Consider the following 14,626-nt stretch of genomic DNA (forward strand, 5'->3'; position numbering starts at 1 on the left):
AGGGCCCGGAGCCGGATGGCTCCCGGCGCGATAACCTTGGCCCAAGTTTGGGGATTCAAGTGATTGCATCAAAACGTCATTCGGGGCAAAAACCGCCTCGAAAATCGTCATTTCCGAACCGTTGAGGAGAACTTGAGAATGGCAGTCCGTGTCGCGATCAATGGATTTGGCCGTATCGGCCGCAACATCCTGCGGGCCATTTATGAATCCAAGCGCACGGACATCGAGGTGGTCGCCATCAACGATCTCGGGCCGGTCGAAACCAACGCCCATCTGCTGCGCTATGACTCGGTGCACGGCCGGTTCCCGGGCACCGTGACCGTTGAGGGCGACTCGATCAGCCTCGGCAACGGCAAGATCAAGGTGACCGCAGTGCGCGATCCGTCGACCCTGCCCTGGAAGGACCTCGGCATCGACATCGCCATGGAATGCACCGGCATCTTCAGCGCCAAGGCCAAGGCTTCGGCGCATCTGACCGCAGGCGCCAAGCGCGTGCTGGTCTCCGCGCCGTCGGACGGCGCGGACGCCACCATCGTCTACGGCGTCAACCACGACAAGCTCTCCAAGGATCATCTCGTCGTCTCCAACGGCTCGTGCACCACGAACTGTCTTGCGCCGGTCGCCAAGGTGCTGAACGACACCGTCGGCATCGAGACCGGTTTCATGACCACGATCCATGCCTATACCGGCGACCAGCCGACCCTCGACACCATGCACAGCGATCTCTATCGCGGCCGTGCGGCTGCGCTGTCGATGATCCCGACCTCGACCGGCGCTGCGAAGGCCATCGGTCTCGTGCTGCCGGAATTGCAGGGCAAGCTCGACGGCGTCGCGATCCGCGTGCCGACGCCGAATGTCTCGGTGATCGATCTCAAGATCGTCGCGAAGAAGGCGACCACCAAGGAAGAGATCAACGACGCGGTCAAGCGCGCGGCCCAGCAGGAGCTGAAAGGCATCCTCGGCACCACCAGCGATCCGAACGTCTCGATCGACTTCAATCACGATGCCCACTCCTCCACCTTCGCCTTCGACCAGACCAAGGTGCAGGGCGGAACGCTGGTGCGCGTGCTGTCGTGGTACGACAACGAGTGGGGCTTCTCGAACCGCATGGCGGACACCGCCGCTGCGATGAGCAAGCTGATCTGATCTCACCGGCCCTCGCCGCAACCCGTTAGTCGCAACGAGTCCTGATGTCCGGATTTCGCACCCTCGATGATGTCGACGTGAAGGGAAAGCGCGTGCTGCTGCGCGTCGACCTCAACGTGCCGATGGACAATGGACGCGTGTCTGACACCACGCGTCTGCAACGCATCGCCAAGACCATCATCGAACTGTCGGAAGCCGGCGGCAAAGTCATTATCCTTGCGCATTTCGGCCGGCCGAAGGGACCGGACCCGAAGGACTCGCTGAAGCCGGTCGCCACCGCGCTGGGTTACGTTGTGAAGCACCATGTCGAGTTCGCGCCCGACTGCGTCGGCCCGATCGCCGAACAGGCCGTCGCCGGCCTGAAGAATGGTGAGATCCTCTGTCTTGAGAATACCCGCTTTCATCCCGGCGAAGAGAAGAACGATCCGGCCTTCGTCGCGCAGCTTGCGAAGCTCGGCGACATCTGGGTCAACGACGCGTTCTCCTGCGCCCATCGCGCCCACGCCTCGACCGAAGGTCTCGGCCGCGTGCTGCCGGGCTATGCCGGCCGGACCATGGAAGCCGAGCTCGACGCGCTCGGCAAGGCGCTCGAGGAGCCGGTGCATCCGGTGATTGCCATCGTCGGCGGGTCGAAGGTCTCGACCAAGATCGATCTTCTGGAAAACCTCGTCGGCAAGGTCGATGCGCTGGTGATCGGCGGCGGCATGGCCAACACTTTCCTGCACGCCCAGGGCGTCGATGTCGGCAATTCGCTTTGCGAAAAGGATCTCGCCACCACGGCGCTGCGCATTCTCGTCAAGGCCAATTCCACCAACTGCGCGATCATCCTGCCGGTCGATGCGGTGGTTGCAGAAAAATTCGAGGCCAACGCGCCGTCCCATGCCTATGGCCTCGACGCGATTCCCGCCAACGGCATGATCCTCGACGTCGGGCCGCAGTCGATCAAGCGCATCGATGCCGCCATCGACGACGCCGCGACGCTGGTGTGGAACGGGCCGCTCGGCGCGTTCGAAATGTCGCCGTTTGACCGCGGTACGGTCCAGGCCGCCAAGTATGCAGCAGCACGCACCAAAGCCGGCAAGCTGGTGTCAGTCGCCGGCGGCGGCGACACCGTTGCGGCGTTGAACCACGCTGGCGTGGGCCGCGATTTCACCTACGTTTCGACCGCAGGCGGCGCCTTTCTGGAGTGGATGGAAGGGAAACCTTTGCCCGGCGTCGAAGTTTTGAGAGTACGCTAAATTTTCAACGGATCTGGCGCCCTTGGCGCTGCCTTCAAGACGACGGAGAACACGCACCCATGGCCCGCATCACGTTGCGTCAATTGCTGGATCATGCCGCCGAGAACGACTACGGCGTGCCGGCATTCAACATCAACAACATGGAACAGGCGCTGGCCATCATGGAAGCCGCCAATGCCGTGGATGCGCCGGTGATCATCCAGGCCTCGCGCGGCGCACGCTCCTACGCCAACGACGTGATGCTCAAGCACATGATGGACGCGGTGACGGAAATCTATCCGCACATTCCGGTCTGCGTGCATCTGGATCACGGCAACGAACCCGCCACCTGCATGACCGCGATCCAGGCCGGGTTCACCTCGGTGATGATGGATGGCTCGCTCAAGGCCGACGGCAAGACGCCGGGCGACTGGGACTACAATGTCGGCGTGACCAAAACCGTCACCGACATGGCCCATCTCGGCGGCATTTCGGTGGAAGGCGAACTCGGCGTGCTCGGCTCGCTCGAAAGCGGCGAAGGCGAGAAGGAAGACGGTCACGGCTTCGAGGGCAAGCTCTCCCACGACCAGCTTCTGACCAATCCGGATGAAGCCGTGAAGTTCGTCAAGGAAACCCAGGTCGACGCATTGGCGATCGCGATGGGCACCTCGCACGGCGCCTACAAGTTCACCCGCAAGCCGGACGGCGACATCCTTGCGATGAACGTGATCGAGGAAATTCACCGCAAGCTGCCGAACACACATCTGGTGATGCACGGCTCGTCGTCGGTGCCGCAGGATCTGCAGGACATCATCAACAAGTTCGGCGGCCAGATGAAGCCGACCTGGGGTGTGCCGGTCGCCGAAATCCAGCGCGGCATCAAGAACGGCGTGCGCAAGATCAACATCGACACCGACAACCGCATGGCGATGACCGGCCAGATCCGCAAGGTTCTGCAGGAGAATCCGAGCGAGTTCGATCCACGCAAGTATCTCAAGCCTGCGATGGAAGCGATGACCAAACTCTGCAAGCAGCGCTTGCAGGAGTTCAACACCGCAGGCCAGGCCAGCAAGATCAAAAAGGTTCTGACCACCGCCCAGATGGCGCAGCGTTACGCCAAGGGCGAACTCGACCCGAAGATCGCCTGACGTTCAGCATGAGGGCGGGACACGATCCCGCCCCTTTTTTGGCCGCAGTCCGGTGATCTGTTCCGACCTCACACGAGCATCACACCGCCATCATGGCCACCAAACCTCCCCCGCCGCGCCCCGCGCCTCGTCTCTATCTCGCAACGCCCGTCGTTGCCGATCCCGCGCAGCTTGTGTCCGAACTGCCGGCGTTGCTTGCTGCGGCGGACGTCGCCGCCGTCTTGTTGCGCCTTGCGCCTGGCGATGAGCGCAGCATCATCCAGCGCGCCAAGGCGCTTGCAAAGCCGGTTCAGACGGCCGGTGCGGCACTGCTGATCGATCAACATTTCGGACAGGTCGCGCGCTCCGGCGCGGACGGCTCGAACGTCAGCGGCATCGAGGCCATGCAGGAGGCGATGCCCTCGCTGAAGCCGGATCGCATTCTCGGCGTCGGAGGCCTTGTCACGCGACACGATGCGATGGTCGCCGGTGAAGCGGGCGCGGATTACGTGCTGTTCGGCGAACCGGATGCCAATGGCGAGCGCCCCTCTGCGGACGCGATCTGCGAACGGCTGGACTGGTGGGCCGAACTGTTCGAACCTCCATGCGTGGGCTTTGCCACAACGCTGGATGAGGCGCAGATGTTCGCGGCGGCGGGCGCGGATTTTGTTCTGGTGGGCGATTTCATCTGGCAGGATTCGCGCGGCGCGCAGGCCGCTCTCGTCGAGGCCGGCCAGGCAGTGGCGCGCGGCTTCGAGGCGTCTCTCGCGCACGCCACGGTCACGGGAGGATAAGCCGCGATGACCGCGCTTCGCCGTGCCACGCCCCTCGCAGCCGCTCGTGCAAGACTTCTTGCATCGGCCGTTGCCGGTGTTGTGGCGTTCTCGGCGAATGCCCTCGGGCAAGGCGCTCCCAATCCTTTCCCGGAGCCGATCAAGCCGGAAGCGCCCGCTCCGAAGTCCGCAGCGCCTAAGGCACCTAAGGCAGCGCCGCCGAAGGCGGCTGCGCCGAAACCCGATGCACCGAAACAGCAGAAGAAAGGCGCGCCCGAAAAGACTGCGGCGCCTGCTGCTCCGGACGATCCGAATGCCGATCTCGCTTACGGCGCCTACCAGATGGGCCTTTACCGTACGGCCTTCAACATCGCATTGAAGCGCGCCCAGGAAACCGGCGATCCGAAATCGATGACGCTGCTCGGCGAACTCTATTCCAACGCGCTCGGCATCAAGCGCGACGATGCCAAGGCAGCGGAATGGTACAAGCAGGCCGCCGACCGCGGCGACCGCGAAGCAATGTTCGCACTCGGCATGATGAAGATCGCCGGACGCGGCGGTCCCGCCAATCGCGACGAAGGCGCGCGGCTGCTGGCATCGTCCGCCAAGCTCGGCAAGGCCGCGGCCGCCTACAATCTCGGGCTGCTCTACCTTGAAGGACAGGTCTTCCCGCAGGACATCAAGCGCGCCGCCGAACTGTTCCGTCAGGCGGCCAATGCCGGAAACCCGGAAGCGCAATACGCACTCGCGACTTTCTACAAGGAAGGGCGCGGCGTGGAGAAGGATCTCGCCGAAGCCGCGAAGCTGATGCGCGCCGCAGCGATGGTCGACAATCTCGATGCCGAGGTCGAGTACGCCATTGCGCTCTACAACGGCACCGGCACGCCCAAGGATGTGCCTACCGCCATCGCGCTGCTGAACCGGGCAGCCCGGCAGAACAGTCCGATCGCGCAAAATCGCCTGGCGCGCATTCTCGTCGACGGACTCGGTGTTCCGGTCGACAAGGTGCAGGGCTTCAAGTGGCATCTGATCGCGAAGACCGCCGGAAACGGCGATCCGGACCTCGACGCCAAATTTGCGCAGTTATCTCCGATAGAAAAAGCGAAATCCGAAGACCTCGCCAGGAAATGGTTCGGCACGAAATGAGCAATAACCACCGCCATTACTCTTGACGCGCCAGCGCTTATCCCGCAACACCAGCCCCACACTTCATCCAGCAAGCCGAGACAATGCTTCATTCAGCGCTCATCAACGTCATGGTCAAGGCCGCGCGCCGCGCCGGCCGCAGCCTCAAGCGCGATCTCGGCGAGATCGAAAACCTTCAGGTGTCCCTGAAGGGTCCGGCCAACTTCGTATCGCTCGCCGACAGGCGTGCGGAGCAGATGCTCTACGACGATCTGACCAAGGCCCGTCCGGGTTACGGCTTTCTCGGCGAGGAAGGCGGCACGCGCGAAGGCACCGACAAGGCGAACACCTGGATCGTCGATCCGCTCGACGGCACGACGAATTTCCTGCACGGCATTCCGCAGTTCGCGATCTCGATCGGATTGCAGCGCGAGGGCACCATCATCGCGGGCGTGATCTACAATCCCGCCAATGACGAACTCTACATCGCCGAACGCGGCAAGGGCGCATTCCTGAACGACCAGCGCCTGCGCGTCGCCGGTCGCAAGCAGCTCAGCGAGTGCGTGGTCGCCTGCGGCCTGCCGCATATCGGGCGTGGCGATCACGAACTCTCCCGCCGCGAAATGGCCGAGATGCAAAATCGCGTCGCGGGCCTGCGCCGCTTCGGCGCGGCCTCGCTCGATCTTGCCTTCGTCGCCGCCGGACGCCTCGATGGATACTGGGAGCGCAATCTCCAGCCGTGGGACATCGCAGCCGGGTTGATCATGGTGCGTGAAGCCGGCGGCGTCGTCAGCGGCATCGAGGGCGGCGACACCGCAATGGCCACCGGTCATGTCGTCTGCGGCAACGAGACAATCCAGCGTGAACTGGTGAAAATTCTCAAGCCGCTCGGATAGCGGTTGTCATAGCCTGCGAAGACAGGCGTGAACGCCCTATGGTCCCGGCCATCCCGATCACATGAACACCGTGCTGGGTTTATCTTCTCTCCTCGGATTGGGGAGAACGAGCGTTCGATCCACCCTGAATTACCGGTGAGACAAATCCTTCCCGGAAAAGCCGGATCATATCCTCGCCTCAGCAATTGACCGAGAACGCGATTGTTACCCGCGCCAGTTCGGGCGTGGTTCCGCTGTTGGGGTCAAATCGGCGATGGTGTCTTTTTTCCCGCCCCCGCTGTGCCATATTGATGCCCGACACGTTCCACGGACAAGGATTGAATATCCGCCATGGCAAAGACTCCCGCCTCCAGCACTGCAGCCGATATCGTTGTCACAAAACTGTCGACACCGCGCATCTTTCTGGTCCGGATGCTGGTGTTCCTCGTTCTGTGCAGCCTGCTTGTTGTCGTGCTTTACAAGCAGATCTGGGTGGCGTTTCTCGCCAATCCTGGACTCAACGCGCTGATCGCCGGCGTGCTGGCCATCGGTATCATCCTCGCCTTCCGGCAGGTGATCCGGCTTTATCCTGAAATCTCGTGGGTCAACAGTTTCCGCATTTCCGATCCCGGCCTTGCGGTCGATCGGCGCCCCAGACTGCTGGCGCCGATGGCGGCGATGCTCAGCCACCGCACCGGCGGACGCATGAGCATCTCGCAGCAGACCATGCGCCATATGCTGGATTCGATTGCGACCCGTCTCGATGAAGCGCGCGACCTGTCGCGTTACATGACGGGACTTCTGGTCTTTCTCGGCCTGCTCGGCACATTCTGGGGCCTGATCGAGACCGTCGGGTCGGTCGGCAAGGTGATCGAGGGGCTGAAGGTCGGCGGCGATGCCGGCTCGGTGTTCGACACGCTGAAGGAAGGCCTCGCCGCCCCGCTCGGCGGCATGGGCATCTCGTTCTCATCGTCGCTGTTCGGTCTCGCCGGCTCGCTGATCCTCGGCTTTCTCGATCTGCAATCGAGCCAGGCGCAGAACCGCTTCTACACCGACCTCGAAGACTGGATGGCGGAGACCGTGCAGGAATATTCCGCCGACGGCCACGCGGTGAACGGCGATCTCAATCCGGCGCTCGACCGGCTGCGATTGGCTGTCGAGGAAATGGGATCGAACCGCACCGCCACCACCGCGATGGCCAATCTCGCCGAAGCGATCCAGGGCCTCGTGCATCATATGCGCACCGAGCAGCAACTGATCCGCGAATGGGCCGACGGCCAGGGCGAGCAGAACAAGGAAATCAAGGCGCTGCTGGAACGTCTCGCGCGGCAGCCCGAGACCAACTGAACGGAGACAGCCTATGGCGCTTTCGCGTTCACGCCGCAGCGACAGCGGTTTCAATTACTGGCCGGGCTTCGTCGACGCGCTGTCGACGCTGGTTCTGGCCATCGTGTTTTTGCTGTCGGTGTTCCTTGTGGTGCAGTTCTTCCTGTCGCAGGAGGTCACCGGCAAGGACAAGGCGCTTGAGCGGCTGAACGCCCAGATCGCCCAGCTCAACGAGCTCCTCTCGCTGGAAAAGCTCGGCAAGCTGAACCTCGACGATCAGCTTTCGCAGATGCGCGCGGGGCTTGCATCCGCCGAGGCCGAGCGCGACCGGGTCAAAGGGCTGTATGACGGTCTCGCCGGGGCGGGCGCGAGCGCGCAGGGCCGCGCCAACGAACTCGGCAAGGCGCTCGACTCCGAGAAGCAGGTCTCCGCGCGGGCACTGGCGCAGATCGAGGTGCTGAACCAGCAAATCAGTGCGCTCCGCCGCCAGTTGGCGGCGCTGGAGGAAGCGCTCGACGCATCGGAAAAACGCGACAAGGAATCCCAGACCAAGATCGCCGATCTCGGCCAGCGGCTGAACGTGGCGCTGGCCCAGCGCGTGCAGGAACTGTCGCGCTATCGCTCCGAATTCTTCGGGCGGCTGCGCGCCATTCTCGGCAACCGCCCGGATGTGCGCATTGTCGGCGACCGTTTCGTGTTCCAGTCCGAAGTGTTCTTCGACACCGGGCAGGCGCTGCTGCTGCCGGAAGGCCGCGCTGAACTCGACAAGCTCGCCACCGCGCTGATCGATCTCGACAAGCAGATTCCGGCGGAGATCGCCTGGGTGCTGCGCGTCGATGGTCATACCGATGTTCGGCCGATCAACAGCCCGCAGTTCAAATCGAACTGGGAGTTGTCATCGGCGCGCGCCATCTCGGTGGTGCAGTATCTGGTTTCGCTCGGCGTGCCGGCCCAGCGTCTGGTCGCGGCAGGATTTGCGGAATTCCAGCCGCTCGATCCGGAGAAGACCGAGGAAGCCTACAAGCGCAACCGCCGCATCGAACTGAAGCTGACCGAGCGATGATCCGCTTGCTGCGATCATGAGTGCATCGTTCACGCTGCGGCCCTACGTCGCCGAGGACGAGGACGCGGCGATCAGCCTGTGGCTTCGCACCTGGAGCCTGGCCTATCCATCGATCGATTTCGCGCAGCGGCTGGAAGGCTGGCGCGCGCGCTGGCGCAATGAACTGGTGCCGGTCGCGCAAATCGTCGTCGCCGAACAGAACGGCGCGATGACCGGCTTCGTCACCATCGATGCATCGGGTTATCTCGACCAGCTCGTGGTCGCGCCCGAAGCATGGGGATCGGATCTCGGCAACGTGCTGATGGACAAGGCCAAGGCGATGTCGCCGGGTGGCATCACGCTGCTGGTCAATACCGACAACACCCGCGCCATCCGCTTTTACGAGCGCAACGGCTTTGTCCACACCCATGACGACGTCAATCCGGTGTCGGGACGCAAAGTCTACGGCATGGCTTGGAAGCCCTGAACGTCAGGCCGCCTCCAGCAGCGCCACGGTGCCCTGCCCGCCGTCGGCGCAGATGCTGACGATGGCGCGGCTGCCCTTCGGCATCGCCGCCAGCTCTTTGACGGCCTGACTGAGGATGCGCGCGCCGGTCGCGCCAAACGGATGGCCGAGTGCGGTCGAGCCACCGTTCGGATTCATGCGCTCGCGCGGAAATTTGCCGAACTCGGCTTTGACGCCGGCCTTGTCGCGGATGAACTCCGGGCTCTCCAGCGCCTTGATATGCGCAAGCACCTGCGCCGCGAACGCTTCGTGGATTTCCCAGAGCTGAATGTCGGCATAGGTCAGCGAATGCCGCGCAAGCAACCGCGGGATGGCATAGGGCGGCGCCATCAAGAGGCCTTCGGTGCGAAAATCCACCGATGCAATTTCCCAGTCGATCAGTTTCACCCGCGGTGTGTTGGAGGGAAGCTTCTCCAATCCCTTTTGCGAAGCCACCCAGATGCTCGATGCGCCGTCGGTGAGCGGCGACGAGTTGCCCGCAGTCAGCGTGCCCTTGCCGCTGGTGCGATCGAATGAGGGCGACAGCCGCGCCAGCTTCTCGAGAGAAGTGTCCTTGCGCGGAATGGTGTCGCGCTTCACGCCGTCGAACGGAATGACGAGGCCATCGAAGAACCCGCGATCCCATGCGGCGACTGCGCGCTGATGGCTCTCCAGGGCGATCTGGTCCTGCGCCTCGCGCGAGATGTTCCAGACCTTGGCGGTGATTTCGGTGTGCTCGCCCATGCTCATGCCGGTGGTGCGATTGCTGACCGCCGGGATGTAAAGACGCACGTCGCTGAGCTTGAGATCGATGGCGTGGGTGAGTTTTTGTCCCAGCGATCGCGCGGTCTGGAACTGGCGCACCCAGTTCGACAGCGACATGCCGAGACCGAGCTGAACCTGGCTGAGGCTGTCGACGCCGCCGACCAGTGCAAGATTGCGCACCTCGCCGTCGATCATGCCGGCGGCTTCGAAGACGCCCATCATGCTGGTCGAGCATGCCATCACGGTGGAATAGGCCGGCACCGTCGGATCGACCCCGGCATCCATCAGGATCTCGCGCGCGATGTTGCTCCAGGTCAGGTTGGGCACCACGTTGCCCCACACCGCGAAATCCGGCTTGCCGCCGCCCAGCCGCTCGACCATGTGCTTGACCACCGGGACCGACAGCGCGATGGCGTCCACGCCGCTCAGCGGGCCGTCGACTTTCGCGAACGGCGTACGCAGGCCCGCGGCCAGCCAGACATCGGTTTTTACGGATTGCGCCATCAGATACTCCCGGATCGAACGCCGGAACCGGCGCCTTTTGAACACTATTCGATCCGGCGGAGGGCATACAAGCCGACGGCGCGCGAAGCCCGCCGGGGCCATAACATCAGGACATCAGTGCACAGCCAGCAGCGCTTCGTTCGGCAGCCAGCCCGCCATCGCGGCCTGCTTCCAGCTCGCACAAGGTATCTCGGCGGCGCGATGCAACGGCTTCTCGAACCGCACCTGCCGCCAGTCGCTGGGCGCTGCCATGAAAGAGTAACCGGCCTTGCGCGCGAGCCCGATCATCTGCTCGTTGTTGCGGAAGGTTTCGCCGAACAGACGCGATGCACCGAGCGCCGCCGCACGGCATTCGAGATTCGACAGGATGGCGGAGCCGATGCCCTGGCCCTGCCAGGCGTCACCGATCGAGAGTCCGAATTCAGTTTTCTGCGTTTCCGGGTCGTAGCTGTAGCGGGACTCGCCGACAATGGTCTCGACGCCGTCGACTTTCATTTCCGCGATGACCGCAAAACGGCTGGCCTCGCCGATATGAAGCGCCTTGTCGAGTTCCGATGGCGGCAACTCGCTCGCGGCGCCCATCAGGCGATTGTAACGCGACTGGCGCGACAGCGAGCGGAAGTAGAACAGCAGCCCGTCAGCATCTTTTGGCTCGATAAAGCGAACCGTCAGCGGCTTGCCGTCTTTCAGCCGGACAACATCGGTGTAACGGCCGAGGTTGCTCAGGACAAAGCGATGATCAGGTTCGGCCTGCATGACGCGCTCCATCGGCTTCATATGAGAGGAAAAAGCGAGTCTGATCCGGGGAGGAGGACAAGGGCGGATCAGACTCGCGTCAGGCGCTTACTCGCGCCAGAAGGGCTTGCTGGCTTCGTAGGCGAAGTCGCTCCAGCTCGCGCCGACGTCGTGAAAGTCCCTGTCGCTGAGGCGGGCCAGTTCTGCCCGGCGCTTGGAGCGCTCGGCCCAGGTGTGGAACAGGTCGGAGATCGCAGCGGCGACCGGGTGCATCGTTGAGTGATGATGATTTGTCATCAAATTAGTGGTGTAAGCAGACATCGTAGCCTCCTGAAATAAATCTGATGGTGCGAATATCGGCGCGCGACCCCCCATTGACAAACGATAGCTTGTCCCCTGTAATATGAGATAATCTCATGCGTTAGAGGCGCCGATGACCGCCAGACTTCCTTCCCTGAACGGTTTGCGCGCTTTCGAGGCCGCCGCACGGCACCTCAGCTTTACCCAGGCCGCGCAGGAGCTGAACGTCACCCAGACCGCCATCAGCCACCAGATCCGGCGGCTGGAGGAAGAACTCGGCATCCGGCTGTTCATCCGGCAAAGCCGCGCGCTGGCGCTGACGCCGCAGGCCGCCGAGTATCTGCCGGGCATCCGTGCCGCGTTTCAGGATTTGCGCACCGCCACCGACCGCCTGCTGCGTAAGGGCGACGATCGCGTGCTGACGATCAGCACCCTGACATCGCTCGCGGTGAAATGGCTGCTGCCCAGATTGTCGTCCTTTCAGGAACAGCATCCGGAGATCGACGTTCGCATCACCACCTCGACCGAACTGGTGGATTTCCGCACCAGCAATGTCGACGCGGCGATCCGGTACGGACAGGGACGATGGCCGGGGCTGGACGCCGAGTGGTTGATGGCCGAACATCTGTTTCCGGTTTGCAGCCCAAAACTCCTGACTGGCGAACGCGCGCTGCGGCGGCCGGAAGACTTGGAGCATGCCACGCTGCTGCATACGTCCAGCACCATCGACGACTGGCGCCTTTGGCTCACCGCAGCTGGCCTGCCCGCGCACCTGTCGCAAAACCGCGGGCTGACATTCGATCTGGCCTTCATGACCATTCAGGCCGCCATCGACGGTCTCGGCGTTGCCATGGGTCACACCGCCTATGTCGCGGACGACGTTGCGAATGGACGCCTGGTGGTGCCCTTCAATGTCTCCATGCCGTCGGCGGGCTACTACTTCGTGACGCCGCAAGACAGGCCGGCGACTCCGAAACTCAACCTGTTTCGGGACTGGCTGAGAACTGCAGCGAAGCAGTAACAGCCATGCCCACGAGATGGGTATGCTGACCTGTCGGCGATACTGGCGGTCATCATTGTCGTGCTGCTGGCGATCCAGCACGCATCGCTAGGCGGCTGATACGTCAAGCCGCCGAAAAACTTGTCGAGGCAGGATGGATACTTGCAGAGGTGCTTCGCAGCAGACCCACGTGTCGCTGCTTCAGCTACATACTCTCGATGTTCGGCCAACCTCGGGCTCAAGCAACAGCTTTGTGCTCTTCGCGCGCCGCTTCCCATACCTCGCGGGCCGCATCAATGTTCATGGCCGCAATCGCAACGCCGACGATCACGTCAGGCCAGACCGTTTGCCAAAGATAGGCTGTGACCAAGCCCGCCCCGATGATGGCAACATTGGCAACCGCGTCATTACGAGCGGAGAGGAAGGCCGCCCGCGTCAAGCTTCCGCTGTGAGAGCGGAACCGCGCCAGCAGGAAGGCGCAGAACAGATTGACGGACAATGCGCCAACGCCGGTGAGCGAAAGCGCGAACGGTTCGGGCGGGACCGGATATGTAAATTTACGCAAAAGCGCCCAGAGCAGCGCGAGGCTCGGGACCAGAAGGATTCCGGCCATAGCCATGCCGACACGGGCGCGGGTCACAGCCGTCCAGGAAAGGGCAAAAAAGATCAGCAGATTAACCGAAGTATCTTCAAGAAAATCGACGCTGTCAGCAAAAAGCGAAACCGAGCCGATCGACAGCGCGACCGCAAACTCCACGCCGAAATAGGCAAGGTTGAGCAGGGCGACAATCAGGACAACGCGGCGGAGGGGTGCGGTCGTGGGTTCAGATTGCATGCAATCTCCTTGGACATCCGATCGTTGCACAAATCCGCAAAATAGGGTATCCCCCTATACTATGGCTCATACCTCAAAAAATCAGGCCAAGCTGCTGGCGCGCGTTCGGCGCTTAAAGGGCCAGATCGAAGCCATTGAGCGCTCCCTGGAGGCTGAAGCTCCCTGCGGCGAGGTGCTGAACCTCGTAGCCTCGGTGCGCGGCGCGGTGACCGGTCTCACAGCCGAACTGATCGAGGACCATATCCGAGAGCATGTTTCCAACCCTGACAAGGACGGCAACGCTGCTCGCGCCCAAGGCGCGGCCGAACTGATTGAAGTCGTGAGGACGTATTTAAGATGACTGATCTGCAGGCCAGACTTTCCAGCCCCCACGACCACGTTTTCCTTGGCGATAACCACGAGCGAAACGAGCGTCGCACTTGGCTGATAATTGCCATCACGGCAACGATGATGGTGGTCGAGATTACGGCAGGCTCGATTTACGGTTCCATGGCCCTTGTCGCGGATGGCTGGCACATGTCCACCCACGCGGCCGCTATGCTGATCGCCGCACTTGCTTATTTCTACGCCCGCAAGAACGCGCGAAACCCGCGCTTTACGTTCGGCACCGGAAAGCTTGGCGACCTCGCCGGCTTTGCAAGTGCCGTCGTGCTGGCACTTATTGCTTTGCTAATCGGCTGGGAAAGTCTGTTGCGCCTTTACAGCCCCGTCGCGATTGACTTTCCTCAAGCGATCACGGTTGCTGTAATCGGTCTCGGTGTAAATCTGCTTTGCGCGTGGTTACTGCGCGACGACCACGCGCACCATCACCATCATCATGGGCACGGCCATGATCACGATCATGACCATCACGCCCATGCACCAGCGAGCGACAACAATTTGCGCGCGGCGTATCTGCATGTTCTGGCGGATGCCCTGACTTCGGTTCTGGCGATTGCCGCGCTTGTGCTCGGCGCTCTCTATGGCTGGAACTGGATGGACCCGGCGATGGGAATTGTCGGAGGGCTTGTCATAGCGCGGTGGTCATGGGGCCTCATTCGCGACGCGGGCGGAGTTTTACTCGACTATCTGCCCGCCGACGAGGAATTGCCGGTAGAAATCCGTGAGGCAATTGAGGTCAATGGCGACCAGATTGCCGACCTACATGTCTGGCAGCTTGGCCCGGGCCATCATGCAGCCATCGTGTCGATTCGCTCGGCAGTTCCGAAGGAGCCGTCCGCCTATCGCGATAAGCTGGTTCATATTCACGAACTGTCGCACGTAACCATAGAGGTAGAGAAGGCCGCGTAGCAGTTGAGACGTACTTTGGCCGTGGCCTCTGTCCCACAAGGGAAAGATCGATCCATTTGTG

16 protein-coding genes are annotated in these 14,626 nt (G+C 62.5%); 12 read left to right on the forward strand and 4 right to left on the reverse strand.

Annotated elements, in window-relative coordinates:
- The first annotated feature begins 138 nt into the window (after positions 1–138).
- From gap to AC1RM7_RS11680, 9 genes are all read left to right on the forward strand, one after another.
- Positions 139–1,146, forward strand: coding sequence for a type I glyceraldehyde-3-phosphate dehydrogenase (gene gap, locus AC1RM7_RS11640; protein WP_024920457.1), 1,008 nt, complete (start codon positions 139–141; stop codon positions 1,144–1,146).
- A 41-nt stretch (positions 1,147–1,187) separates the two neighbouring features.
- On the forward strand, positions 1,188–2,384 hold the full coding sequence (locus AC1RM7_RS11645; protein ID WP_024920458.1) for a phosphoglycerate kinase: 1,197 nt from the start codon (positions 1,188–1,190) through the stop codon (positions 2,382–2,384).
- 59 nt (positions 2,385–2,443) lie between these two features.
- On the forward strand, positions 2,444–3,511 hold the full coding sequence (fba, locus tag AC1RM7_RS11650) for a class II fructose-bisphosphate aldolase (RefSeq protein WP_024920459.1): 1,068 nt from the start codon (positions 2,444–2,446) through the stop codon (positions 3,509–3,511).
- A 92-nt stretch (positions 3,512–3,603) separates the two neighbouring features.
- Positions 3,604–4,284, forward strand: a complete 681-nt coding sequence (locus tag AC1RM7_RS11655; RefSeq protein WP_024920460.1) for a thiamine phosphate synthase — start codon at positions 3,604–3,606, stop codon at positions 4,282–4,284.
- A 6-nt stretch (positions 4,285–4,290) separates the two neighbouring features.
- The gene (locus AC1RM7_RS11660; RefSeq protein ID WP_024920461.1) at positions 4,291–5,409 is read left to right on the forward strand and encodes a tetratricopeptide repeat protein; all 1,119 of its coding nucleotides are present in this window, start codon (positions 4,291–4,293) and stop codon (positions 5,407–5,409) included.
- An 83-nt stretch (positions 5,410–5,492) separates the two neighbouring features.
- Positions 5,493–6,284 (forward strand): inositol monophosphatase family protein, encoded by a 792-nt coding sequence (locus AC1RM7_RS11665; RefSeq protein ID WP_006022293.1) that lies wholly within the window; start codon positions 5,493–5,495, stop codon positions 6,282–6,284.
- Positions 6,285–6,614: 330 nt separating this feature from the next.
- On the forward strand, positions 6,615–7,610 hold the full coding sequence (locus tag AC1RM7_RS11670) for a hypothetical protein (RefSeq protein WP_024920462.1): 996 nt from the start codon (positions 6,615–6,617) through the stop codon (positions 7,608–7,610).
- 13 nt (positions 7,611–7,623) lie between these two features.
- On the forward strand, positions 7,624–8,652 hold the full coding sequence (locus AC1RM7_RS11675; protein WP_492837753.1) for a peptidoglycan -binding protein: 1,029 nt from the start codon (positions 7,624–7,626) through the stop codon (positions 8,650–8,652).
- A gap of 16 nt (positions 8,653–8,668) precedes the next feature.
- The gene (locus AC1RM7_RS11680) at positions 8,669–9,118 is read left to right on the forward strand and encodes a GNAT family N-acetyltransferase (RefSeq protein WP_492837751.1); all 450 of its coding nucleotides are present in this window, start codon (positions 8,669–8,671) and stop codon (positions 9,116–9,118) included.
- 3 nt (positions 9,119–9,121) lie between these two features.
- On the opposite strand, the gene AC1RM7_RS11685 is transcribed toward AC1RM7_RS11680, so the two are convergent.
- From AC1RM7_RS11685 to AC1RM7_RS11695, 3 genes are all read right to left on the reverse strand, one after another.
- Positions 9,122–10,405 (reverse strand): acetyl-CoA C-acyltransferase, encoded by a 1,284-nt coding sequence (locus AC1RM7_RS11685; protein ID WP_024920465.1) that lies wholly within the window; start codon positions 10,403–10,405, stop codon positions 9,122–9,124.
- Positions 10,406–10,519: 114 nt separating this feature from the next.
- Positions 10,520–11,161 carry a GNAT family N-acetyltransferase gene (locus AC1RM7_RS11690; RefSeq protein WP_024920466.1) on the reverse strand — a complete coding sequence of 214 codons (642 nt, stop codon included), beginning with the start codon at positions 11,159–11,161 and terminating at the stop codon, positions 10,520–10,522.
- An 87-nt stretch (positions 11,162–11,248) separates the two neighbouring features.
- Complete coding sequence (locus AC1RM7_RS11695; protein ID WP_024920467.1) at positions 11,249–11,461, reverse strand: DUF1127 domain-containing protein; 213 nt, start codon at positions 11,459–11,461, stop codon at positions 11,249–11,251.
- 112 nt (positions 11,462–11,573) lie between these two features.
- On the opposite strand from AC1RM7_RS11695, the gene AC1RM7_RS11700 reads away from it, so the two are divergent.
- Positions 11,574–12,461 (forward strand): transcriptional regulator GcvA, encoded by an 888-nt coding sequence (locus AC1RM7_RS11700; RefSeq protein WP_006022300.1) that lies wholly within the window; start codon positions 11,574–11,576, stop codon positions 12,459–12,461.
- 217 nt (positions 12,462–12,678) lie between these two features.
- On the opposite strand, the gene AC1RM7_RS11705 is transcribed toward AC1RM7_RS11700, so the two are convergent.
- Positions 12,679–13,275, reverse strand: a complete 597-nt coding sequence (locus AC1RM7_RS11705; RefSeq protein WP_024920468.1) for a cation efflux transmembrane domain-containing protein — start codon at positions 13,273–13,275, stop codon at positions 12,679–12,681.
- 61 nt (positions 13,276–13,336) lie between these two features.
- Between AC1RM7_RS11705 and AC1RM7_RS11710 the strand changes: the two genes are divergently transcribed.
- Positions 13,337–13,615 (forward strand): metal/formaldehyde-sensitive transcriptional repressor, encoded by a 279-nt coding sequence (locus AC1RM7_RS11710; RefSeq protein ID WP_006022302.1) that lies wholly within the window; start codon positions 13,337–13,339, stop codon positions 13,613–13,615.
- A complete protein-coding gene (gene dmeF, locus AC1RM7_RS11715; protein WP_024920469.1) occupies positions 13,612–14,565 on the forward strand; it encodes a CDF family Co(II)/Ni(II) efflux transporter DmeF in 954 nt (317 codons plus the stop codon). Before AC1RM7_RS11710 ends, dmeF begins: the two co-directional genes overlap by 4 nt.
- The last annotated feature ends 61 nt before the right edge of the window (positions 14,566–14,626 follow it).

This window comes from Afipia sp. GW822-FHT03D08 (assembly GCF_058801645.1).

Excerpts from the sequence above, each read along its gene's own strand:
- fba (WP_024920459.1), top strand. The coding sequence starts at position 2,444 with ATGGCCCGCATCACGTTGCGTCAATTGCTGGATCATGCCGCCGAGAAC.
- AC1RM7_RS11695 (WP_024920467.1), bottom strand. The coding sequence starts at position 11,461 with ATGTCTGCTTACACCACTAATTTGATGACAAATCATCATCACTCAACG.
- AC1RM7_RS11680 (WP_492837751.1), top strand. The coding sequence starts at position 8,669 with ATGAGTGCATCGTTCACGCTGCGGCCCTACGTCGCCGAGGACGAGGAC.
- AC1RM7_RS11655 (WP_024920460.1), top strand. The coding sequence starts at position 3,604 with ATGGCCACCAAACCTCCCCCGCCGCGCCCCGCGCCTCGTCTCTATCTC.
- AC1RM7_RS11665 (WP_006022293.1), top strand. The coding sequence starts at position 5,493 with ATGCTTCATTCAGCGCTCATCAACGTCATGGTCAAGGCCGCGCGCCGC.
- AC1RM7_RS11710 (WP_006022302.1), top strand. The coding sequence starts at position 13,337 with ATGGCTCATACCTCAAAAAATCAGGCCAAGCTGCTGGCGCGCGTTCGG.
- AC1RM7_RS11660 (WP_024920461.1), top strand. The coding sequence starts at position 4,291 with ATGACCGCGCTTCGCCGTGCCACGCCCCTCGCAGCCGCTCGTGCAAGA.
- AC1RM7_RS11705 (WP_024920468.1), bottom strand. The coding sequence starts at position 13,275 with ATGCAATCTGAACCCACGACCGCACCCCTCCGCCGCGTTGTCCTGATT.
- AC1RM7_RS11690 (WP_024920466.1), bottom strand. The coding sequence starts at position 11,161 with ATGCAGGCCGAACCTGATCATCGCTTTGTCCTGAGCAACCTCGGCCGT.
- gap (WP_024920457.1), top strand. The coding sequence starts at position 139 with ATGGCAGTCCGTGTCGCGATCAATGGATTTGGCCGTATCGGCCGCAAC.
- AC1RM7_RS11670 (WP_024920462.1), top strand. The coding sequence starts at position 6,615 with ATGGCAAAGACTCCCGCCTCCAGCACTGCAGCCGATATCGTTGTCACA.
- dmeF (WP_024920469.1), top strand. The coding sequence starts at position 13,612 with ATGACTGATCTGCAGGCCAGACTTTCCAGCCCCCACGACCACGTTTTC.
- AC1RM7_RS11685 (WP_024920465.1), bottom strand. The coding sequence starts at position 10,405 with ATGGCGCAATCCGTAAAAACCGATGTCTGGCTGGCCGCGGGCCTGCGT.
- AC1RM7_RS11675 (WP_492837753.1), top strand. The coding sequence starts at position 7,624 with ATGGCGCTTTCGCGTTCACGCCGCAGCGACAGCGGTTTCAATTACTGG.
- AC1RM7_RS11700 (WP_006022300.1), top strand. The coding sequence starts at position 11,574 with ATGACCGCCAGACTTCCTTCCCTGAACGGTTTGCGCGCTTTCGAGGCC.